At 60.3% G+C, this 20,983-nt stretch carries 19 protein-coding genes; 14 read left to right on the top strand and 5 right to left on the bottom strand.

The genetic code is table 11. The annotated features are described in order from the left end of the window. The first annotated feature begins 52 nt into the window (after nucleotides 1-52). The 10 genes from VVR12_RS09585 (at nucleotide 53) to VVR12_RS09540 (ending at nucleotide 11,720) form a co-directional block, all read left to right on the top strand. A complete protein-coding gene (locus VVR12_RS09585) occupies nucleotides 53-967 on the top strand; it encodes a glycosyltransferase family 2 protein (protein ID WP_368551016.1) in 915 nt (304 codons plus the stop codon). Continuing rightward, nucleotides 967-1,977, top strand: a complete 1,011-nt coding sequence (locus VVR12_RS09580) for a glycosyltransferase (protein WP_368551015.1) — start codon at nucleotides 967-969, stop codon at nucleotides 1,975-1,977. Before VVR12_RS09585 ends, VVR12_RS09580 begins: the two co-directional genes overlap by 1 nt. Next, nucleotides 1,968-3,026, top strand: coding sequence for an RNA-binding protein (locus VVR12_RS09575; protein WP_368551014.1), 1,059 nt, complete (start codon nucleotides 1,968-1,970; stop codon nucleotides 3,024-3,026). Before VVR12_RS09580 ends, VVR12_RS09575 begins: the two co-directional genes overlap by 10 nt. A gap of 16 nt (nucleotides 3,027-3,042) precedes the next feature. After that, nucleotides 3,043-3,762, top strand: coding sequence for a cytidylyltransferase domain-containing protein (locus tag VVR12_RS09570; RefSeq protein WP_368551013.1), 720 nt, complete (start codon nucleotides 3,043-3,045; stop codon nucleotides 3,760-3,762). Next, on the top strand, nucleotides 3,759-6,002 hold the full coding sequence (locus VVR12_RS09565) for an N-acetylneuraminate synthase family protein (protein WP_368551012.1): 2,244 nt from the start codon (nucleotides 3,759-3,761) through the stop codon (nucleotides 6,000-6,002). Before VVR12_RS09570 ends, VVR12_RS09565 begins: the two co-directional genes overlap by 4 nt. After that, nucleotides 5,993-7,132 (top strand): glycosyltransferase family 4 protein, encoded by a 1,140-nt coding sequence (locus VVR12_RS09560; RefSeq protein ID WP_368551011.1) that lies wholly within the window; start codon nucleotides 5,993-5,995, stop codon nucleotides 7,130-7,132. The genes VVR12_RS09565 and VVR12_RS09560 overlap by 10 nt, the downstream gene beginning before the upstream one ends. Continuing rightward, entirely contained in the window at nucleotides 7,129-8,352 is a 1,224-nt protein-coding gene (locus tag VVR12_RS09555) for an O-antigen ligase family protein (protein WP_368551010.1), read from the top strand. The genes VVR12_RS09560 and VVR12_RS09555 overlap by 4 nt, the downstream gene beginning before the upstream one ends. Further along, nucleotides 8,343-9,407, top strand: a complete 1,065-nt coding sequence (locus VVR12_RS09550) for a glycosyltransferase family 4 protein (RefSeq protein ID WP_368551009.1) — start codon at nucleotides 8,343-8,345, stop codon at nucleotides 9,405-9,407. The genes VVR12_RS09555 and VVR12_RS09550 overlap by 10 nt, the downstream gene beginning before the upstream one ends. A 216-nt stretch (nucleotides 9,408-9,623) precedes the next feature. Next, nucleotides 9,624-10,568, top strand: coding sequence for a glycosyltransferase family 2 protein (locus tag VVR12_RS09545; RefSeq protein WP_368551008.1), 945 nt, complete (start codon nucleotides 9,624-9,626; stop codon nucleotides 10,566-10,568). Continuing rightward, on the top strand, nucleotides 10,569-11,720 hold the full coding sequence (locus VVR12_RS09540) for a glycosyltransferase (RefSeq protein ID WP_368551007.1): 1,152 nt from the start codon (nucleotides 10,569-10,571) through the stop codon (nucleotides 11,718-11,720). Between the two features lie 61 nt (nucleotides 11,721-11,781). Here the strand turns inward: VVR12_RS09540 and VVR12_RS09535 are convergent, their stop codons facing one another. The 5 genes from VVR12_RS09535 to rfbA all read right to left on the bottom strand — a co-directional run bounded on the left by VVR12_RS09535 (nucleotide 11,782) and on the right by rfbA (nucleotide 16,686). Continuing rightward, on the bottom strand, nucleotides 11,782-12,864 hold the full coding sequence (locus VVR12_RS09535; RefSeq protein WP_368551006.1) for an acyltransferase family protein: 1,083 nt from the start codon (nucleotides 12,862-12,864) through the stop codon (nucleotides 11,782-11,784). 1 nt (nucleotide 12,865) lies between these two features. Beyond that, nucleotides 12,866-13,168, bottom strand: a complete 303-nt coding sequence (locus VVR12_RS09530; RefSeq protein WP_368551005.1) for a PqqD family protein — start codon at nucleotides 13,166-13,168, stop codon at nucleotides 12,866-12,868. Further along, the gene (locus VVR12_RS09525; RefSeq protein WP_368551004.1) at nucleotides 13,168-14,034 is read right to left on the bottom strand and encodes a nucleotidyltransferase family protein; all 867 of its coding nucleotides are present in this window, start codon (nucleotides 14,032-14,034) and stop codon (nucleotides 13,168-13,170) included. Before VVR12_RS09525 ends, VVR12_RS09530 begins: the two co-directional genes overlap by 1 nt. Before the next feature lie 162 nt (nucleotides 14,035-14,196). Continuing rightward, a complete protein-coding gene (locus VVR12_RS09520) occupies nucleotides 14,197-15,630 on the bottom strand; it encodes a polysaccharide biosynthesis tyrosine autokinase (RefSeq protein WP_368551003.1) in 1,434 nt (477 codons plus the stop codon). Nucleotides 15,631-15,825: 195 nt separating this feature from the next. Then, nucleotides 15,826-16,686: a glucose-1-phosphate thymidylyltransferase RfbA gene (gene rfbA / locus VVR12_RS09515; RefSeq protein WP_368551002.1), complete on the bottom strand. Its 861-nt coding sequence runs from the start codon at nucleotides 16,684-16,686 to the stop codon at nucleotides 15,826-15,828. An 82-nt stretch (nucleotides 16,687-16,768) separates the two neighbouring features. Between rfbA and rfbB the strand changes: the two genes are divergently transcribed. The 4 genes from rfbB to pth all read left to right on the top strand — a co-directional run bounded on the left by rfbB (nucleotide 16,769) and on the right by pth (nucleotide 20,878). Next, the gene (gene rfbB / locus VVR12_RS09510; RefSeq protein ID WP_368551001.1) at nucleotides 16,769-17,767 is read left to right on the top strand and encodes a dTDP-glucose 4,6-dehydratase; all 999 of its coding nucleotides are present in this window, start codon (nucleotides 16,769-16,771) and stop codon (nucleotides 17,765-17,767) included. Further along, a complete protein-coding gene (rfbD, locus tag VVR12_RS09505) occupies nucleotides 17,767-19,185 on the top strand; it encodes a dTDP-4-dehydrorhamnose reductase (protein WP_368551000.1) in 1,419 nt (472 codons plus the stop codon). Before rfbB ends, rfbD begins: the two co-directional genes overlap by 1 nt. A gap of 232 nt (nucleotides 19,186-19,417) precedes the next feature. Beyond that, nucleotides 19,418-20,134 carry a 50S ribosomal protein L25/general stress protein Ctc gene (locus VVR12_RS09500; RefSeq protein ID WP_368550999.1) on the top strand — a complete coding sequence of 239 codons (717 nt, stop codon included), beginning with the start codon at nucleotides 19,418-19,420 and terminating at the stop codon, nucleotides 20,132-20,134. A gap of 165 nt (nucleotides 20,135-20,299) precedes the next feature. Further along, nucleotides 20,300-20,878 carry an aminoacyl-tRNA hydrolase gene (gene pth / locus VVR12_RS09495; protein ID WP_368550998.1) on the top strand — a complete coding sequence of 193 codons (579 nt, stop codon included), beginning with the start codon at nucleotides 20,300-20,302 and terminating at the stop codon, nucleotides 20,876-20,878. Nucleotides 20,879-20,983: the final 105 nt, after the last annotated feature.

Raw genomic sequence — 20,983 nt, 5'->3', positions numbered from 1 at the left:
GTGGCATAATCTGTAAAGTATTCGCATCGCGTGCATGAAATTAGGGAAAATCTTGCGCACCAATCCAGAGATATCTGCCGTTATACCGTTCTATGGAGACCCGGCAGACACGCTTGAACTGATCGCACAGTTGCAAGCGCAAACCATTGCCGATCGCATCGAAATCGTCGTCTCCGACGACCATTCGCCCACCCCTTTCCCGCAGACGGAAGGGGTCAAGGTGGTGCGACGATCCACTAACGGGGGCTTCGGTTCCAACGTCAACACCGGGGCAGAAACCGCCACCGGTGAGTGGCTGTTTATCCTGAATTCCGACCTGTCGCTCACCCCCGACTTCGCCGAAAAGACGCTGGCGGTTGCCCGCGCCGAAGGGGATGTCCTGCTTAGCCCGCAGGTGCTCGGCCAGGACGGTCAATCGCAGTACGTGGGCCGCTCCTTTCCCAGCACCTTTCAGTTCGCCTGGGAATGGTTCACCCCGCTTGCCCGATTCCGCAACACCACCTGGTGGCATCAGGCCGTTGGCCACGACACCGATTGCGTCAGCGGTGTCACCAAACGTGTGGACTGGGTCATGGGGGCATGCATGATCCTGCGCCGCGAAACCTTCGAGCGCATCGGCGGCATGGACGAACGCTACTTCATGAACTCCGAAGAGGTCGACTTCCAGCGACGGCTGAAAAACCGCGGCATCGACCGCGTCTTCGCCGGTGACCTGACCGTTGAGCACGTCGGGGGAGCGTCCTCGGGGGCCTCCGATCTGCGCCGCCAGTGGGTACTGAACTCCCGCTACATCTACTCTCGCAAATGGCGGCAGGGTAAGTACCTCACCCCCGCACTAAAGGCGACCACCTGGGCCAACTTTTGTGTGAACGTGTTGCGGCAACGCTTCAATCCGGCGGTGGATGCCCGCGCGATCAAGGATTCAGAGTTATCCCTCATCAACACAGCAGAATCGAGGGCTCGATAGTGTCTTCCAAAAAACTACTCATCATCTCACCGGCATTTCACGGTTACTGCTACTCCATTGCAGACGGATTCGCGCAGCTGGGGTACGACGTCCACGTACACCGTTACGACGCCTTCGACGGCTGGCAGGCCAAGCTGCGTAACAAAGTGCAGTACGAATTCCCCTCGAAACTCGGACTGGACGGCCGCAAGGCTGCTGAGCGTCACGCCACCATCACCGCGCTACGCGTGCTCGACGAGGTGAACCCCGATAAGCTCATCGTCATCAAGGCAGACACCCTCGGCGAGGATTTCTGGCAGAAAGTAGCCGACCGCAAGATCCCCTATATGCTCTGGTTGTACGACGACCTCAAACGGCACCTTTACACCGAAGAATTCCTCCGCGAGATGCCGGTGGTACTCAGCTACGCACGCTCCGAAGCCGAACGCTTCGCCGCCGCCGGCGCCAACGCTCACTACATCCCCAACGGGTACGATCCGAAGCTCGCTCAGCTGCCCACGCATCGCACCGAGGAGATCGTGTTCGTGGGATCCCGCTACGAGAATCGCGTGCGCATGATGGAACAGCTGCACGCCGCCGGCATTCCCGTGCGCGTCTATGGACGCGGGTGGTCGCACCACCCCTACGATCGATTACGGATGTGGGAGTGGAAGCGCCCCGACCTGCCCGCCAAACGCGACATTCCGCTCGCGCAGGCCTACCAGGTGCAGGCCGGCGCCGCGGGCGCACTGAACATCCACGGGCTCCAGGCCGGTCTGGCCATGCGCACCTTTGAGGTGCCCGGCATGAACGGCCTGCAACTGATCGACCGGCCCGACGTCAGCGAGTTCTACGAGGTCGGTAGCGAAGTGTTGCTGTACACCTCGATGGATGAGCTCATCGAGCTCTGCCGCCGGGTGATCGCCGATCCGCAGTGGAGCGACTCCATCCGCGAGGCCGGTCGCCGCCGCAGTCTCGCCGAGCACACCTTCTTCCACCGAGCACAGAAGATGGATCAGCTATGGGTCTAAAATTCCCTGAAAATCTCGAGGAATGGCGAGCCTGGTCGCGCAAACAGAACACCGCCCGCTATCTCAAGACCCAGCTCACCCAGTGGATGCCGGGGGCGCACCAGGCCAGCCCGGACCCCAGCTTCGTCTTTGCCCGGGCGACCGATATCGAACCGCAGGTGCTGGTGGGCCTGGACGCCACCACGCCCACCCAGGTAGCGGCGTTGCTATTGCCGGGTGAATCCCTGCTCTTCGCGGACGTGCCGACCGGTGTGATCGCGCCCGCCGCCCACGCTGACTGGCTCACGCGTCGCGGGTTCGACGTCCAGATCAACTTCACCCCGGCCACCGCACCGGCACTGCACGCCGTGACCCAGGTCATCGCCGCCGGCCATTACCTGCCAGTCGGGGACTGGTTATACCAGCAAGCACAACGCCAGGGCTGGGGATTCAATGTGGTTCAACACGGCATCCACACCCCCTTCGTGCCGCCGCTACCGGCTCACAGCACCCTCTTTGCGTTCTCCGCGGAAGACGCCGAGTTTTGGCGTTCCGGCCGCACCGATGTGAACACCCACGTGGTCGGTTCGCAGCTCTTCTTCGAGGCCCAAGACAAACCGAAGGTCGCACCCGAGGACGTCGGTGACCGGCTCACCTTCCTCGGCCAGATGCACGGGGCCGAGTTGCCCCGCTACAGCTTCGCCCACGCCTCGTACACCTTCTGCAGCGAACACGATGCCGTCTACCGCCCGCACCCAGCGGAGACCGACAAGCTCTCCATTCTCACCCACGCCCTGTGGGAGAAACGCGGGGTGACGATCGACCGCTCGAAGTCGCCGCTGAATCAGCTTAACGACCCGGTCGTCTCGATCTTTTCTACCGGCGTGCTCGAAGCCGCCATGCGCGGTGTGCCCTCGTGGGTGTACCACCCCAACCCGCCGGCCTGGCTTCAGGAATTCTGGGCGCGGTACGGGATGAACCAGTACGGCCAAGCGCCCACGCCGGCACCGGCTTTCATCGAAGAGGAGCCCGCCCAGCTCATCGCACAACACATCACTCAACAGCTGTAGAACAGGGGAACAATCCATGCGCATTCTGTGCGTCATACCGGTTCGCGGCGGATCTAAGGGAATCCCGCGCAAGAACCTCAAACCGATCGCCGGCAAGCCGCTGGTTGCGTGGACAGTCGATCAGGCCCTGGAAGCGAAGGCCGCACTCGCCGAAGAATTCGACATGGACGTCATCGTCTCGACCGACGACCCCGAACTGGCTCAGATCGCGATCGACTACGGCGCCGAGGCGCCCTTCATCCGCCCGGCACACCTGGCCAACGACACTGCGGCCACCGAGCCGGTGATCGAACACGCCATCGAGTTCATGACCGCCGATGGGCGGCGTCCGGATGCGGTGATGCTGTTGCAGGCCACCAGCCCTGTGCGTATACCCGGCACGCTGGAACGCGCCGTGCGTCAGTTCGTTGACTCCGGGGCGGATTCGATGGTCGGTGTCATCCCGATCGGCCCCTTCATCTGGGCGGCGACCGAGCCGCCGACCGCTCAATACGAGGTGATGAACCGGCCCCGCCGTCAAGACCTGACGAGGGAGACCTACCGTTACCGTGAGAACGGCTCCATGTACATCACCAAGACGGAAATCTACGAGAAATACCACAATCGCCTCGCTGGGCGCATTGAACTCTTTATGCTGGACGATATCGAGGGCGTCGATATCGACGTCATGATCGATTTCTCCGTTGCAGAACATCAGCTACAAGAGATCCTACGAAAAGAAGGACGCATAGCATGATCATCGATCGTAATATCACCCCGTTTATCGTCTTCGCCGAAGACCCCGTACTGGCCGCCCTACAGAAAATTACCGCCAACCAACAGCGCATCATCTTCCTCGTCAACGAATCGGGTGTGCTCAAGGGCTCCCTCTCCGACGGCGACTTCCGCCGCTGGCTGATCGCTAACCCGGGGGCGTCCCTGCAGACCTCGGCACTGGACGTAGCTCATCAGGACGTGCGCACCTACCCCGTGGGAACCGACCACTCGGAGCTGCACAAGGAGTTCTCCCGGGGCATCACCCACATCCCGCTGGTGGACGAGCGCGGCCACCTCATCGCCATCGCCACCGACGACCAGAACGTGTTGCGCATCGGTAAGCACGAGATCGGGGAGGATACGCCGTCCTTCATCATCGCTGAGATCGGCAACAACCACCAGGGCGATGTCGACCTCGCCAAGCGGCTGGTAGACCTGGCCGTGGACACCGGTGCCGATGCCGTGAAGTTCCAGCTGCGCGATATGGAAGCTCTCTACCGCCAGAAAGGCTCAGGCTCGGCAGGCGAAGACCTCGGTGTGCAGTACACCCTCGACTTGCTCTCCCGCTTCTCGCTGAGCGTGGAGCAGATGTACGAGGTCTTCGACCACGTCAAGCAGCACGGCATGGACATCATGTGCACCCCCTGGGACGCTCCCTCGGTGCAGGCACTGGTCGACTACGGCATTGCCGGTATGAAGATCGCCTCCGCCGACCTGACCAATCACGAACTCTTGCACGACGTGGCCTCCCGTGGTCTGCCCATGTTGGTCTCCACTGGTATGAGCCGCGAAGAAGAGATCCGCGAATCGGTGCAATTGTTACAAAACCACGGGGCCTCGTACGCCCTGTTGCAGTGCCAGTCGGCCTACCCGGCCCCGTTCAAGGACGTCAATCTGGCCTACATGGATCGTCTGGCCGAGATCGGTAACTGCCTGGTTGGCTACTCCGGTCACGAACGCGGTTATCACGTGCCGATCGCCGCCGTGGCGCGCGGTGCGAAGATCATCGAGAAACACTTCACCGTCGACAAGACCCTGGAAGGCAACGACCACACCGTCTCGCTGTTGCCCGAGGAATTCAAGGCCATGGTGACCCAGATCCGCCAGGTCGAGGAGGCCATCGGCACCGCGGCCCCGCGCGAGGTATCCACGGGTGAGCTGATGAACCGCGTCAACCTGGCGAAATCCCTGGTGGCCACCCGCACCATCGCCAAGGGCGAGGTCGTGCGCGAAGCGGACGTCGCCGTGAAGTCACCCGGTCGAGGCCTGCAACCGAACTACCTCAACCAGCTCGTGGGCCGCACCATGGCCCGCGAGGTCGAAGAGGGCACCTTCTTCTTCGAGGGCGACCTCAAGGACGATCTGGTGACCCGCCGCGACTTCACCTTCGACCGCCCCTGGGGCCTGCCGGTGCGCTACCACGACTTCAAGCCGCTGATCTCCGAAGCTAAGCCGGACTTCCTGGAGTTCCACTTCTCGTACAAGGATCTCGAGATGAACATCGACGAGATCTTCGACGAGAAGCTGCCGATGAGCTTCACCACCCACCTGCCGGACCTTTTCGCCGGCGACTTTCTGGTGGACCTGGCATCCAAGGACCAGGACGTCTGGGAGCGGTCGATCGCCGAAGTGCAGCGCACCATCGACATCACCCGCGACCTGACCCGCTACTTCACCGTGGACGACGACCCCGTCATGGTCGTTACCATGGGCGGCTTCACCAAAGACGGCCACATCGCCCCGGCGGCACGTGCCGAGAAGTACGAACGCATCGGTGAGGCCCTGAAGCGCCTCGACAGCTCCGGTGTGCGCATCGCCGCCCAGACCCTGCCCCCGTACCCCTGGCTGATGGGCGGGCAGCAGTATCACAACCTGTTCTTGGACCCGAAGGACACCGCCGAGTTCTCGGACGCCTACGACACCAAGCTCTGCCTGGACATCTCCCACACCATGCTGGCGGCGAACTTCCTGAAGATCCCGCTGAGTGAGGCCGTGGAACTGCTCGCACCCCGCTCGATTCACCTGCACCTGGTGGACGGCGTCGGCGTGGACGGCGAAGGCGTGCAGGTCGGCGAGGGCGACGTGGACTGGGCATCGCTGGGCAAACAGCTACGCGAGCTGACCCCGAACTCCTCCTTCATCCCCGAAATCTGGCAGGGCCACATCAACAACGGTGAGGGCTTCTTCACCGCCCTGGATCGGTTGGAAAAGTGGCTGTAGACACCCACCATCCGGTGGTTCTCTGGGTCGTCCCCGTACCCGAATTCGGCGGGGTAGCCCGGCACGTGGCGGACGTCGCCGCGGCCGGGTTACCCGGGTTCGACCTTGCGGTGCTCGCCCCGGCAGGGGCCCTGACCAAGCGCCTTGAACAACTGGGTGTGCAGGTGATCACCGCCGATTTCGGACCGGCCGCCGGGTTTGTTGCCTCGTTCAAGGCGCTCAATGCCGCCATTGACGAGCTTCAACCGGTGGCCGTTCACAGCCACCTGGCTTATGCGGATGTTGTGGCGGCCGCGATGATCAACGCGCGCAAGGCCCAGCGCCTGGCACGCCGCCCGGTCACCGTGCCGCAACTGGTCACGACCGAACACGGGATCGCCGGTGACGACGCGGTCTATCACGGCACGCACCTCAAAGCACGCGGGCGTGAACTGATGCACCGTGTGCGGTTGTGGGGTACGGACCGGAAGATCGCGGTCTCGGAATCGACGGCTCAGCAGATGGCCGCCAAGTGGGGCGCGCGCGGCGTGGAAACCATCTATAACGGGGTGGACGCCGCGGCGGTGCGTTCGGCGGTCGAGCGGGCGCGGGCGTCCTCTTCGGTGGAAGGCGGTCCGCGGGTTCTTTCGCTCTCGCGCCTGGCCCCGGAGAAGGGACTGGACGTGCTTGTTGACGCCTTCGCGCGGGTTGCGGAGGAACACCCGCAGGCTCACTTGGAATTGGCCGGAATCGGTCCGCTCGAACAGCAATTGCGGGAGCAGGTTGACCGATGGGGGCTGACCGATCGGGTGAGTTTTCCCGGTTTCGTAGATCCGATCCAGGCCATGGGACGCGCCGACGTGCTCGTGCAGCTCTCGGTGTGGGAGAACTGCTCCTACACGCTGCTGGATGCGAAGTCGGCAGGGCTTGCGGTGGTCGTGACCGCCGTGGGCGGCAACCCCGAGATCGTCTCGGAAACGGAGCTGGTTGAATCGCTGACCGGGGGAGACCGCAACCGGCAGGTTGCCGAGATCGCCGAGTCGATAACTCAGGCGTGGCGACGTGAACCGGCCGCCGACTTTAGATGGATGACGAACGCGCAGATGAGCGAGCGCATCGCTCGTGGTTACTGGAAGGAGGCGCGCCGATGAGCAACGTGGTGACGTCCCACCCTACCCCCGCTCAGCCGAAGAAGACCTGGAGCCAACGGGCCGGCGCCGAGGTCAAGGACCTGGCGGATTCGACGGGCAAGATCAAGATCCCGGATTTTCTCTTCGGGTTCGCGATGGTCTTTCTCTCTGTGCAGTTACCAGGTGGTCTTCCGCTGGGCACGGTGGCAGTAGTCATCTACACCATTTATACTTTTATGCGGAAGGCACAGTTCGAGAATCCTCGTGCCAACGTGTTCGTTATGCTGATGATGCTCTGCGTGGGATTCACGGCACTGACGTCCATAACCCTGGGGCAATCTGAAACCGGGGACGTCATCAGACGAGTCGTGCGGTTGATGATCGTGATCGCCTTCGTCGGTGTGATCGCTGACCGCCGCGTGGACTTTAAGTCGATGATTCTTGGTACGGCCAGCGCGCTGGTAGCAAACGTTCCAGTGTTCTATGCGGGGCTGAGCTCGAATACCTATGGTGGTTACTTAACGGGGTGGATTCCCGATAAGAACGTTTCAGGTCTCTGGTATGCGATTATCGGATTGCTTCTCGTCGTATCTCTCGATAAGCGCCATCACAAAATCTTGGCCGTGTTGTTTTTCGGAGTTTTTATTTATCTGACAGGTTCACGTACGTCGACAGCGGCTTTCATCTTTGGCCTGATCTGGCTACTCGTGGCCGGGCGTCTGAATCTCATTGCGAAGATAGGTCTCGGAGCGTTTGTGGTGTGGGCGGTTGAATATCTAACGGCCAATTTCGCTAATACCGCGGCGTTCGGTGACCGTACCGGAACAGACGCGCTACGAGAGCGCATCGACGCCGCCAGCCTGGAAAAACTCAACAACACACCGTGGTCTGGATTGGGGTACGGTCAGGCAACTGTCGACGTTGAAAACCTCACGTTCTTTTTCCATAACTCCTTTTGGAGCCTCATCGTCGAGGGCGGTTACATTTACATGATTGCGGTAGTAGCCCTCATGATTATTGCCGTGTATGCCTGGAAGCAACCGGGAGAGTTGCGCGGGAAAAAGCGCGTGGTAATCGGTGAAGCTGCCTTGGTATTGCTTTTCATCTGTAGTTGGCGTCTGGGAGAGGTCTTGCTGACAACACCGTGGGCAATGGCAGTGGGATTAGCGCTATCGCAATTGGGGGTTTTTAAGAACAGACGTGAAATCGAGTACTTATCGAGGGTCTCCTCATGCAATTGAATATCGCCACAAATAACGGTGACATCGGCGGTGGCGAAGTGATGCTCTTCAACATTGCCCGGGCCGCAAGGTCTGCGGGACATCACGTCACCATTGTCGCTCCAGCCAAACCTGCCGAGGTTGCCGATGCAGCGCAGGACGAGGGATTCGACACGGTGGTTCTGCCGGTAAGAGACCGGAAACAGTACATGGCGGCATTGCGGGTGTGGGATGCCCGGCAGCGGCAGGGTATGTTGTGGGCCAACGGTCTTGTGCCGGCCGTTGCCACGGCTGGCCACAAGAACCGCATCGTGCATCTTCATCAATTGCCCCGCTCAACTGCACAAAAGCTTCTGGTGGGTCCTGCACGACGAGGGGCATTAGCGACCTTATTGCCCAGTAAGTTCGCCGCAGAGCGGTTCAAAGACGCCGCAGTCTTCTATAACTGGGTTGAGGCGGTGGATCTGCCGCTCACCGAACGTGTAGTTGAGGAGACTGTGCGCGTGGGTTTCGTGGGGCGTCCTTCCTTCGATAAAGGCACCGATGTTCTCGCAGATGCGATCCAGGAACTAAACCGGGATGCAGCTACCCGCTCGACAGCGGTGAAGTATCAATTGGTTCTCGCAGGAGAGCCGAAATTTGTGGAGGAAGACGGTGCCCGCGAAATCGCCGAACGACTCGACGAGTCAGGCGACAGCGTAATCTCGTTGGGCTGGGTCCCACCCGCGGAACTGCTGAAACAGGTAGATATGCTGGTGGTTCCCTCCGTCGTTGAAGAAACATTTGGATTGGTAGCTACTGAGGCGATGAGTGCCAGGGTGCCGTTGATTGTTTCAGATGCAGGTGCGCTCCCCGAAGTCGTCGGAGAGACTTACCCGTTTGTTGCGAAGAAAGGGTCGGCGTCTGAATTAACAGCGATGATCTCCTCTGTGGCTTCTCAGCTCTATACCAAGGACGACACTGTGGGCCATTCTGTCGTGGAGGCCTACTGGCGCTGGTACGAAATGTTTTCACCCGAAGCTGGGCGACAAAGGGTCACTGAACTCATGGATTCATTGGAGACAGGCGTTTTATAGACTGAGACGCAATCAACGGGTGCGATATTTATCTCTCGCCGCCTTGTAGGCTATGAGGAGGACAATTCGCTGGGTAATATGAGAATGACTTAGCCCTCGTTTCTTTTTGAGTTGAGCAAATAATTAGGGATTATTTGCTTGCTGGGTCTCAAGGAGACTGTGGCTTTGTTATCCGTCAGTTACTCGCCTACCAACTCGGCACCTTGAAAGATAAACATGGCACTGTACAAAGCCGCCGTCATCATTCCCACCAGGGGAGGAGCGGCAAAACTGCACTACCCGTTAGACGCACTGGAACACCAGACCGAGAAGAATTTTCAGGTCATCGTTGTTTGCGACGGTGACATCGACGGCACCGCCGAGGTCGTGGAAGACTACCGTGCCCGCAGAGTGCTGAATATCGAGGCGATCGTGTTCGAAGAAAATAGGGGACGCTCCACCGCGCTGAACGCCGGCCACCGCGCGGCCGACGCCGACGTCCTCATCCGCTGCGATGACGATCTTGAACCCGGCCCCGATTTCGTCGCTCAGCACGTGGCTCATCACGAGGGCGACCGGGAAACCGGCGTGGTCGGTTTGGTGCGCAATATCTACCCGGACAACTCCTACGCCCGCGCCTATGGATATTCTCGGGACGAAAAGTTCCGCGCAGATGCCTACGCCACGGCCCCTGACCGCCGCTGGCATTTCTGGAATGCCAACGCCTCCCTCACCCGAACGATGTTCGAGAAGCTCGGCGGGTACGACGAACGCTATCGCCGCTACGGCTGGGAAGACGTCGATATGGGGTACATGATGCACAGAGCCGGTGCTGAGATCCTGCTCGTTCCCGAACTTGAATCCAACCACCACATCGCAGCCACCACCTCATCCATGCGCGCCACACGCGCCCTGCACTCCGGTGCCGCTCGAGCGACGTTCGTGGAGAAACACGGCCAAGACGTGCTGCCTACCCCCAACCCGGCAGGTCTCTGGGGCAAAGCCGTCAAAACTGCCGCAGCGGTGACCACCGAACGGACGATCAACCTGGCCGGGCGAGGGATTGACCGGGTGGCCGACAAACTCCCGCGCCCGGTGGCAGAAAAACTGATCTCCTTGCTCGTCGAATCGGCAGGTTACGCCGGGATCGTCTACCCCCAGCGTGCCCGGAAGGTGTTCTAAATGATGCTCTCCACGATGTTTCACTCCCTGACTGCTCCATTGCGTGGGAAAGCGGCCACCGCAGAGCTGGCTATCGCCCACGACTACCTCACTCAGCGGGGCGGGGCCGAACGCGTGGTGCTCTCCATGCATCAGGCGTTCCCCGAGGCCACCATCTACACCACCCTCTACGACCCCGAGAACACCTACCCGGAGTTCAAAGACGCCAAGATCGTGGTCTCACCGCTTAACAAGGTGGCGGTGTTCCGCAAGAATCATCGGCTCGCCCTGCCGTTGCTTCCTATCGCCTCATCCCTTTTGCGCGTTCCCGCCAAGAAGGCCCTCGTCTCGTCGACCGGTTGGGCACACGGGTTTAACTTCACCGGGCAGTCCTACATCTATTGTCACTCGCCGGCCCGTTGGCTGTACCTGACCGACCAATACCTCGGTGACCACAGCGGCCGCCTGGCGACGGCGGCAATCCGGGTGCTTCGTCCCGCCCTTATCCGCTGGGATCAGTGGGCGGCCAGAAAGGCCGGGCCCTACGTGGCGAATTCCACTACAATTTCGCGTCGTATCGCCAACGTCTACGACAAACTTGCCGACGTGATCTTCCCGCCCTATTCGGTGGCGGAGGACGCCCCCGAGCAGCCGATCGCCGGTCTCGAGGATTTTCTCGCCGACGGGGATTACTTCCTCATCGTCTCTCGACTCCTGCCGTACAAGAACGTGGACAAGGCGGTCGAGGCGTTCTCCGGTAGCGACAAGAAACTGCTGGTGATCGGCGCCGGCCCCATGGCCGATGAGTTGCGGGCCATGAGCGGGGAGAACGTGCAGTTCGCCTCGAATATCTCGGACGCCGAGTTGCGCTACGCCTACCACCACTGTGCGGCCCTGCTAGCGGTCTCTTACGAAGACTTCGGCCTGACCCCGTTGGAGGTCGGTTCGTTCGGTAAACCGACGATCGCGTTGCACGCCGGCGGATACCTCGACACGATTACCCCGGGTCTCAACGGAAGCTTCATCGACGAGTCCACACCCGCCGAGATCCGCAATGCCGTCTTCAACTTCGACGCAGGGGAGTGGGACGCCGCCGCCATCAAAGAACACATGCGCGGCTTCTCGGAGGAACGCTTCATCCGCCAGCTACGCGTATTCCTCGACAGTCAATAAGACGCTCTCAAAGATACGTTGAAGGCCCGCGTATTCACGCGGGCCTTTGTCTTATCCGTGTTCAGCTAGTTGTGACTGAAGATTTCCTCAATGTGCGTTTCAGAGAGAGTGCCGGTTTCTCGATCACCGTCCACGAGAGGAAAGCGAAAACGAAGCTGAGTGCCAATGTCGCAATGGCGTTTGCCGTAATGCCCCAGACACCGAAACCAGCGATTAACAGCAATTGTTGAATAGGCCAGCCATAGATGTACATCCCGTACGAAAGATCCCGTTTCTGTGCGAAGCGAGAACGCAGAACCACACCAAGGCAGAGAATGCCCATAGCGAAGAGAGGAACCAGAATCACCTTGAGGGAGACAGGGAAGAAAAAATAGACCACAAAAGCCACGACAAAGAGGCTGATGCTCAAGGGCCGATGCACAGGGATCCTGTCACCCCACACATACATCATGGAACCGCTCAGGAAATAGGCGAGAAGCCAGGGAAAATTCTCGAAGACCGGAAATACAAAAGGGGTGAATTGATCCAGTCCGGTCAGAGCCATGGCGGCAACCCACGCCCCCGTGATGACCGCTTTCTGGTGGTTTCTCAAGACAGCTACGTATGCGAATGGCATCAGAAGCACGTACATCACAAGCTCGTAGCGCAGAGTCCATAATGGTCCATTCCACACCATCGGAATCGGAATACTCTGTGGCGTAAGCCCTACGTTCCATTGAAAGCCGGGGCCGAAAAGGTTCCAGGAGTGCACGAGATGCGACAGCGAATCTGTGAACTTCCACGAGGAATGAGTAGGGTCGAGCAAGAGCGTTAGGGGAGCGGCAACGAAAGCTACAAACAGCATGGAACCCCAATATCCGGGGTAGATGCGCAGAACTCTACTGACAATATAATCCCTCAATCGCGAACGATTAGCGCTTGCCAGGATCAGATACCCGGAGATGACGAAGAAAAGACTGACAGCTACTTCACCTATAGATCCTATTCGTTGCAAGACTACGTTGTGATTTTCCAATGTGCCGAGAGTTTGCAACGGTGCGTGGCCAACTATCACCAGAGAGGCTAGACATAAGCGAAGCAGGTTTAGTGAATTGGTTCCGCGGAGGAGACCATCGTTGAGACTAGCGCGAGAACTAAAACCCATGTCAGGCGCTGACCGCCACGAGGTCTTGAGCCACCAAGCTTTCGACGAACTGCTGCACGCCGGGGGCGACGGTGGCGACGTCCTCCCCGTAGATCTCGGCGACGCGCTCGGTGAGCCGCCCCATAGTCATCGGTTCACTCAGGAGCTCCCACATGGTGCTCCCGGAACCCTGCACCATCACGATATTGGGTTCATCCAGGTGCGCGATGTGGATGACGGTATCGGCGGCGTCATTCTCCTGATCTTCAACTACGAACGCGGTATGCGCGGCCTGCGCCAGCTGGGCTGCGGGGTCGATAGACATTAAATCTTCCTCCTGAAGATCTGGGCGGCCTTGAGCTTTTCAAACCGGCGGAAGAATACGCGCCGTTTCTCAGAGTGAGTCGGTTCGTGGCCCAGCGTCATCGCCAGATGATCCTCGTTGACGGTCACGATCTGCCAGAGCAACAGCAACTTGGCACGCGGCCCCCTAGCACGGCGGAACCGGGCCCACCACTGGGTATAGATCGGCACGTTCTGAGAGACGGCTTTCCAGATCAGATAATCTGGGTGGCCGCGATGATCTTCCAACCGGCCCAACGCGGTATCGAAGGCTACCTCGGCGCGCAGTTGATGCGCGCGGGTACGAAGCCGCTCCCAATCGTCCTGACTGAGAACCTTCTTCAGATGCTCGATATCGGGGTTAGTATCGGCGGTGGAGCGGGCCCCGTGCACCACGACCAGCAACAGGGAGTCGTCGAGTGAGGGCACCGCGCACTCAAAATTGGCGATCGATTTATAACGACGCTGCTCCCACAGCTGATCGAAGGCGTACTGTGGGCTGCGGTCGTCCAAACCGGGAAAGAAACGGTGGACGTCGGTCAGACCCCAGCACGGGTGATACAGCGTCGAGGCATGTTCAAAGATCGACCCCGAGTTGAAGTGGGCGATCACCTTCCACCCCGACGCGATGAGCAACTGTTTGAACTGCTGTACCTGCGAAGGGCGCACCAAGAGGTCGACGTCGGTGCTGTTGCGGTGGACATCGTACGTATCAGACCCAAACGCGTAACCCTTGACGTGCAGGATGTCGATGCCGTGCTGGTCGGCGAGGCGCTGGAAGTATGCGTGCGCGAGTTTGATACGTATCGATAGCGGCGTATCAGGTAAATCCTGATCAAATTCAACCATCGTGCGAACCCCCACTTCTCCGATGGTGCGGTACCTAACAAATGAGCGAAATAAGTTATTTTCTGTACAGACGTGGCGTGAAACATCCCCATATGTTTCACGCCACATACTGCATCAGATTCTCTGTGAACCTAACCGAATTATAGGCGAGGCCTCTGTCTGCTATTTACTTCTTTTGGCTCGGCGAGAACCGAGGCCCTTTTTATTATGACCTTTTCCACTTTTGCTCTCGTCGGAACCGTAATAGCTGGAATATCCGCCATACGATCCGCCATAACCGAAGCCGTAATAGGAGCTACCCAGACCCTTGAGCGGGGTGCGGTTGATGACGGTACCGATCAACGGCGCGGCCACCTTATTGAGCATGTTGGATGCTTCCGTCAGGTGCTCCTTATGGGTCTTGCCCACGGTGGCCACCAGCACCACGCCGTCCACGGCGGTGGAAAGCAACGAAGCGTCCGTCACCGGAAGAACCGGCGGAACGTCCACAATCACCATGAACTCCTGAGAGAGTTCCTTGATGAGCTGGCGCATCTTGTCCGAACCCAGCAATTCTGAAGGGTTCGGGGGAATGCGACCGGCGGGCAGAATGAAGAGCTGCGAACCCTCATACTGACGGACCGCCTCGGAGAGTTCCACCTGACCGGCGAGCACCTGGGTGAGGCCGATCTTCGAGTCGAGGCCGAACTTTTTAGCGACGGTAGGACGGCGCAGGTCGGCGTCGATGATGATGGTGGGTTGACCCGACTCGGCTAGGGAGCGAGCCAGCGAGGCCGACACGGTCGACTTGCCCTCGCCCGGATCGGAGGAGGTGACGATGATCGACTTCGGCGGGTTGTCGACGTTGACGAAGCGCAGGTTGGTGCGGATCTGACGTACGGCCTCCTGGGAGACGTGGTCGTCCTGATTCTGCAGCAGGTTCTTTTCGTCGAGCATCTCCGTCTCGGGCAGGGTGCCGAGCACGCCCACCTCGGTGGCCTTGGTGACGTCGTCACGGGTGCGAACCTTCACGTCCAGCTGGCGGCGCAGGAAGATGATCGCGAAGGTGAGTACCAGGCCGGCCAGTGCGCCCAGTGCGATGTTCTTCTTGAAGCTGGGGCTGGACGGTGCGCCCGGTAGGGGTGCGTCGTCCAGCGGGACCACGCGTACCGCGGTGGAACCCTCGAGATCGTTCACGACCTTCGCGGTGGATTCCAGCGAGGAATTAGCCAGAGCCTGGGCTTTTTCGGGGGAGTCGGCTTTTGCGGTCACGCGCATCAGCGCGGAGTCACCCTCGAGCTTGGCCGACAGGCTTCCCATGACCTGTTCTTTGGTCAGACCCAGCTGGGGGTTCTTAGCGACGATTTCGTCGGCTACCGGCCCAGAGGTGACGAGTGAGAGGTAGGAGCCGGCTTTGTCTTTGGCGGCGGTGCTACCGGAGATTACGTCTCCGATGCCGGTAGAGCCGCCGATGGTGACGTATCCGCTGGCAGAAGATGAGTACACGCGAGGCTGCATCATCGAGTATCCCAGGCCCAGGAGGGCACCGAGCAACAACCCGATCAGCAGGTATTTGAGATTCGCCCGGATCAAACGGGCGAAGTCAAGAACGGTCATATGTTGTTTCCCTAAAAGGTGCTGATTATGGCAATAATTTTGCGAACTATTATGTCAATGCTAACAGGGCATGTTCCCCAAGTGGGGGACAATCGTAGGCTGTCAAGAAAAATGCTTCGCGGGCGTGGCGGGTGCCACCTTAAACGACACGTGGCCCTGTCTTTCCTAGACAGAGCCACGTTCGATGTCGATTTTCTACTTCAGCAGATCCAGCAGGTATCGACCGTAACCGCTCTTGACCAGAGGTTCAGCCAGCTCTGCCAGACGACTGTCGTCTATATAGCCCATGCGCCAGGCGATTTCTTCGGGGCACCCGATAGATAGCCCCTGACGAGCCTGTACGGTACGAATAAAGCTCGTGGCATCTGCCAAGGAATCGAAGGTTCCGGTGTCCAACCACGCGGTGCCGCGGGGGAGCACCTCAACCTGTAACTTGCCCTGCTCCAGGTACATGCGGTTCAGGTCGGTGATCTCTAGCTCACCGCGGGCAGAGGGCTTAATCTGCTTGGCGTACTCCACCACGTTGTTGTCGTAGAAGTACAGACCCGGGATCGCATATTCGCTCTTCGGGGTCTCGGGCTTCTCCTCGATGGAAACAGCCTTGAAGTTCTCATCGAACTCCACCACACCGTAGGCGCGGGGGTCGGCCACGTGGTAACCGAAGACGGCGGCGCCGTCGATCTCGTTGTACTTGCGCAACTGGGTACCCAAACCGGGCCCGTAGAAAATGTTGTCACCGAGCACCAGCGCCACCGGTTCGTCGGCGATGTGTTCCTCGCCCAGCAGGAATGCCTGGGCCAGGCCGTCCGGCGAGGGCTGCACCTTGTAGGTGAAGCGCACCCCGAAGCGGGAGCCATCGCCCAACAGGCGCTGGAACTGTTCTGAGTCCTCCGGCGTAGTGATGATCAAGATGTCGTCAATACCCGCCAGCATCAGCGTAGACAGCGGGTAATAAATCATCGGTTTGTCGTAAACAGGAGTGAGCTGCTTACTGATCCCTAAAGTGATGGGGTGTAACCGGCTACCGGTTCCACCCGCCAAAATAATTCCCTTCATGGGCAATATTGTGACATGTTAGCGATTTAGAATAATCCCGAGAAACGCTGAGTTTAGATTTAATTCCCGTAAAATGGCGGCCATGGGAAAAATTTTAGTAACCGGCGGCGCCGGTTTCATTGGTTCGAACTTTGTTCACCACGTACTCGAAAATACTGATCACTCGGTAATTGTTCTCGACAAGATGACCTACGCGGCCAACGAAAAATCGCTCGAAGGTCTCGACCCCGCCCGCTGTGAACTGGTGCGGGGAGACATCGCCGATCGCGACGTCGTCGACCCCCTCGTCCAGGCGGCGGACGCCGTGGTCCACTACGCGGCCGAATCGCACAACGATAACTCGCTCAACGATCCGACCCCCTTCATTCACACCAACCTGGTGGGAACCTTCACCCTGCTCGAGGCAGTTCGCAGCCACGGCACCCGTTTTCACCACATCTCCACCGACGAAGTCTTCGGCGACCTCGAACTAGACGACCCCGCCAAGTTCACCGAGACCACCCCGTACAACCCGTCGTCCCCCTATTCCTCGACCAAGGCCGGCTCCGACCTGCTCGTACGTGCCTGGGTGCGTTCCTTCGGTATCGAGGCCACGCTGTCGAACTGCTCGAACAACTACGGCCCCTACCAGCACATCGAGAAGTTCATTCCGCGTCAGATCACCAACGTGCTCTCGGGCATCAGGCCGAAGCTTTACGGCGAGGGTCTGAATGTGCGTGACTGGATCCACGCCTCCGACCACTCCTCGGCCGTGTTGACCATCCTTGAGAAGGGCAAGCTGGGGGAGACCTACCTCATTGGTGCCGACGGTGAAGAGAACAACATCACCGTGTTGCGCACCATCCTGCGCCTTATGGGTCAGCCCGAGGACGCCTTCGACCACGTCGTCGACCGCCCCGGCCACGACCTGCGCTACGCGATCGACGGCTCACGTCTGCGCCGCGAGCTCGGTTGGGAGCCGCGCTTCACCGACTTCGAATCCGGTCTGCAAGACACCATCGACTGGTACGCCGAGAACCGCGCATGGTGGGAGCCGCTCAAGGCCGAGGTCGAGGCGAAGTACGCGAAGGCGGGCCAGTAATGCCGCGTCAGCTGAAGGTCAGCACCACCGAGATCCCCGGCCTGCTCGTCATTGAGATGCCGGTGCACGGGGACAACCGTGGCTGGTTCAAAGAGAATTGGCAGCGCGAGAAAATGGTGGCCGCCGGGTTGCCCGACTTCGGCCCGGTGCAGAACAACATCTCGTTCAACGCCACGGTCGGCACCACCCGCGGCATCCACGCCGAGCCCTGGGATAAGTACGTCTCGGTGGCCACCGGGCGCGTCTTCGGGGCCTGGGTCGACCTGCGCGCCGGGGAGAGCTTCGGCAAGACCGTGACCGTCGAGGTCGGCCCCGACACCGCGGTGTTCGTGCCCCGCGGCGTCGGGAACTCGTTCCAAACCCTGGAAGACAACACCGCCTACACCTACCTGGTCAACGACCACTGGTCGCCCGACGCTCAGGGGGAATACTCCTTCCTCAACCTCGCCGACGAAACCGCCGGGATCGCCTGGCCGATCCCGCTGGAGCAGGCCGAGCTCTCCGAGAAAGATAAGAACCACCCGCCCCTGTCCCAGGTCAGCCCGGTGAAGCCGGCGCCGGTGCTGGTGGTCGGCGCCAACGGTCAGCTCGGGCGCGAGCTCACCCGCCAGCTCGACGAGGCCGGCGTGCCCCACATCGCCGCCACCCGCGAACAGATCGATCTCGCGCAACCGGCGCAATGGGCGCAGGCCTATCGCTGGCGTTCGCTCTCGGGCATCATCAACGCTGCCGCGCACACCGCCGTGGATCAGGCCGAGACCCCCGAAGGGCGCACCGCCTCCTGGGCCGCCAACGCGACCGGAGTCTCCGCCCTGGCCGGTATCGCCCGCGAGGCGGGCATCCCGCTGGTGCACATCTCCACCGATTACGTCTTCGACGGCAACAAACCCGTGGGGCAGTTCTACACCGAGTCGGACGCCGTGGCCCCGCTGGGCGTGTACGGCCAGTCCAAGGCCGCCGGCGAGATGGCCGCACGCTCGGTGCCGCAACACTACATCGTGCGCACCTCCTGGGTGATCGGCGACGGCAAGAACTTCGTCGATACCATGCGCTCGCTCGCTGCTCGCGGTGTCGACCCGAAGGTCATCGCCGATCAGCACGGCCGCCCGACCTTCACCCGGGACCTGGCAGCCGGCGTCCTCCATCTGCTCAACAACGGGGCTGAGTACGGCACCTACCACCTGACGAACTCCGGTGACGTGATCACCTGGGCCGACCTGGCCAAAGCTGCGTTCGAGGCCGATGGCCACGACCCTGCGCGGGTCGCCGAGACCACCACCGACGAGTATTTCGCGAACACCGAGGTGTACTCACCCCGGCCTTTCAACTCGGCGCTGGATCTGAGCAAGATCATCGCGGCGGGCTTCACCCCGCGGGATCACCGGCAGGCACTGGCCGAGCACGTCAAACAGGGTTAGCGAACTATGTGGACTGTGAGCCGCGCAACCGGGCGTCGTTCTTGAAAACAAGGGCGACGCTCGGGCATACTTAACAAGTTGCCCGCACCCGGGTAACAAGCCAAGGCGGTGGAATGCCGAGCGTGAAGCGCGGTAGGTCCGTAACCGACGGTGGCTGACTGGAAAATATTTTCTGGCGTCAGTGCACTTACAACTTGGCGCAATACTTTCCAGTAACGAAAGGACGTTCACTATGTCGAACGCAACCAAGATCTCCGCAACCCTGCGCGAAGACTTCGGCAAGGGCTACGCACGCCGCATCCGCATGGCCGGCGACATCCCCGCAGTGATCTACGGTCACGGTGAAGATCCCAAGCACGTTGTTCTGCCCGGTCACGCAACCACCCTGGCAGCCCGTACCGCTAACGCTATTCTCGACCTGGACATCGAGGGCGAGTCGGTTCTGGCCATGATCAAGGACATCCAGCGTCACTCGATCCGCCCCGAACTGCAGCACATCGACCTTCTGATCGTCAAGCGCGGCGAGCGCGTTGAGATCGAGGTTCCCCTGGTTGTTGAGGGTGAAGTCGAGCAGGGCGCAGTCGCTAACCAGGAAGAGACCGTTCTGCTGGTCGAGGCAGACGCTCTGAAGTCCCCCGACGAGATCGTCATCAACATCGAAGGCCGCAAGATCGGCGAGCACGTTACCGCTGCAGACATCGAGCTGCCCGCAGACGTTACCCTTATTGCTGATCCCGAACTGCTGGTTGTCAACGTCTCCGAGCCCCAGGAACTCGACGTTCCCGAGCCGGGCGAAGAGGGCGAGACCGACGCCGAGGGCAACCCCATCGAGACCGACGAAGACGGCAACCCCATCGAGCCTGCAGAGGGCGAAGGCGACGTTGTCGAGGCTTCGGAAGAGTCGGATCAGGCCGGCGAGGCGCACGACTCCGACAACGACAAGAACTAAGGTTTCTGTCTGGCTTCCGTGTTCACGGCAGCCGTTTAACCGGTGGCCCGCAGATCGCTTCGCGCGGTGTGCGGGCCACCGCTGTATCTGAATACCGATACTCTTGAGAACATGGCAAACATTCTGCGGCGTCTCTTTCAGGCGCGAACTCGAAGGGGCGAAGATATGAGCGACGCGTGGCTCATCGTGGGGCTGGGCAATCCGGGCCCCGAGTACGCAAAAACCCGTCACAACATTGGTCAGATGGTGCTCGACGAGCTGGCTGGGGTTGTGGGTGGTTCGTTTAAGCGGCACAAGGCGCGAGCCATGGTGCTCGAGGGACGCCTCGGCATGGGCGGGCCCAAGGTGGTCTTGGCGAAACCGCTGACCTACATGAACACTTCCGGTGGCCCGGTGGCTGGCTTGGCGCAGTTCTATGGCATCGACCCCCAGCGCATTATCGCGGTGCACGACGAACTGGATATTGATTTCGCGGCGATTCGGCTCAAGATCGGCGGCGGAGAAGGTGGGCACAACGGTCTGCGTGATATGACCAAGGCGCTGGGCACGAAGAATTACTATCGCGTGCGCTGCGGTATCGGGCGCCCGCCGGGGCGGATGCAGGTGTCTGACTTTGTGCTGAAGCCGTTCACGGCTACCGAGGCGAAAGAGCTGCCGTTCTTGATCGGTGACGCCGCGGACGCGGTGCAACAGCTGATCACCGAAGGGCTGACTGACGCGCAGCAGCGCTACCACTCGCGTTAAGGCTGGCCTCACTATCATTTTGAGGTTCACGGGAATAAGCTATAAAAATGTGCCGTTAATACGGCCAGACAGCAGACCCGAGAACTCGTGAGAACAACGACCACG

This window comes from Rothia sp. LK2588 (assembly GCF_040946465.1).
GTDB lineage: Bacteria > Actinomycetota > Actinomycetes > Actinomycetales > Micrococcaceae > Rothia.
Note: the sequence above shows the minus strand (reverse complement) of the source record. Positions and strands in the feature narration are given on the sequence as shown.

Excerpts from the sequence above, each read along its gene's own strand:
- VVR12_RS09575 (WP_368551014.1), top strand. The coding sequence starts at position 1,968 with ATGGGTCTAAAATTCCCTGAAAATCTCGAGGAATGGCGAGCCTGGTCG.
- VVR12_RS09570 (WP_368551013.1), top strand. The coding sequence starts at position 3,043 with ATGCGCATTCTGTGCGTCATACCGGTTCGCGGCGGATCTAAGGGAATC.
- VVR12_RS09565 (WP_368551012.1), top strand. The coding sequence starts at position 3,759 with ATGATCATCGATCGTAATATCACCCCGTTTATCGTCTTCGCCGAAGAC.
- VVR12_RS09555 (WP_368551010.1), top strand. The coding sequence starts at position 7,129 with ATGAGCAACGTGGTGACGTCCCACCCTACCCCCGCTCAGCCGAAGAAG.
- VVR12_RS09550 (WP_368551009.1), top strand. The coding sequence starts at position 8,343 with ATGCAATTGAATATCGCCACAAATAACGGTGACATCGGCGGTGGCGAA.
- VVR12_RS09545 (WP_368551008.1), top strand. The coding sequence starts at position 9,624 with ATGGCACTGTACAAAGCCGCCGTCATCATTCCCACCAGGGGAGGAGCG.
- VVR12_RS09540 (WP_368551007.1), top strand. The coding sequence starts at position 10,569 with ATGATGCTCTCCACGATGTTTCACTCCCTGACTGCTCCATTGCGTGGG.
- VVR12_RS09535 (WP_368551006.1), bottom strand. The coding sequence starts at position 12,864 with ATGGGTTTTAGTTCTCGCGCTAGTCTCAACGATGGTCTCCTCCGCGGA.
- VVR12_RS09530 (WP_368551005.1), bottom strand. The coding sequence starts at position 13,168 with ATGTCTATCGACCCCGCAGCCCAGCTGGCGCAGGCCGCGCATACCGCG.
- VVR12_RS09525 (WP_368551004.1), bottom strand. The coding sequence starts at position 14,034 with ATGGTTGAATTTGATCAGGATTTACCTGATACGCCGCTATCGATACGT.
- VVR12_RS09520 (WP_368551003.1), bottom strand. The coding sequence starts at position 15,630 with ATGACCGTTCTTGACTTCGCCCGTTTGATCCGGGCGAATCTCAAATAC.
- rfbA (WP_368551002.1), bottom strand. The coding sequence starts at position 16,686 with ATGAAGGGAATTATTTTGGCGGGTGGAACCGGTAGCCGGTTACACCCC.
- rfbB (WP_368551001.1), top strand. The coding sequence starts at position 16,769 with ATGGGAAAAATTTTAGTAACCGGCGGCGCCGGTTTCATTGGTTCGAAC.
- rfbD (WP_368551000.1), top strand. The coding sequence starts at position 17,767 with ATGCCGCGTCAGCTGAAGGTCAGCACCACCGAGATCCCCGGCCTGCTC.
- VVR12_RS09500 (WP_368550999.1), top strand. The coding sequence starts at position 19,418 with ATGTCGAACGCAACCAAGATCTCCGCAACCCTGCGCGAAGACTTCGGC.
- pth (WP_368550998.1), top strand. The coding sequence starts at position 20,300 with ATGAGCGACGCGTGGCTCATCGTGGGGCTGGGCAATCCGGGCCCCGAG.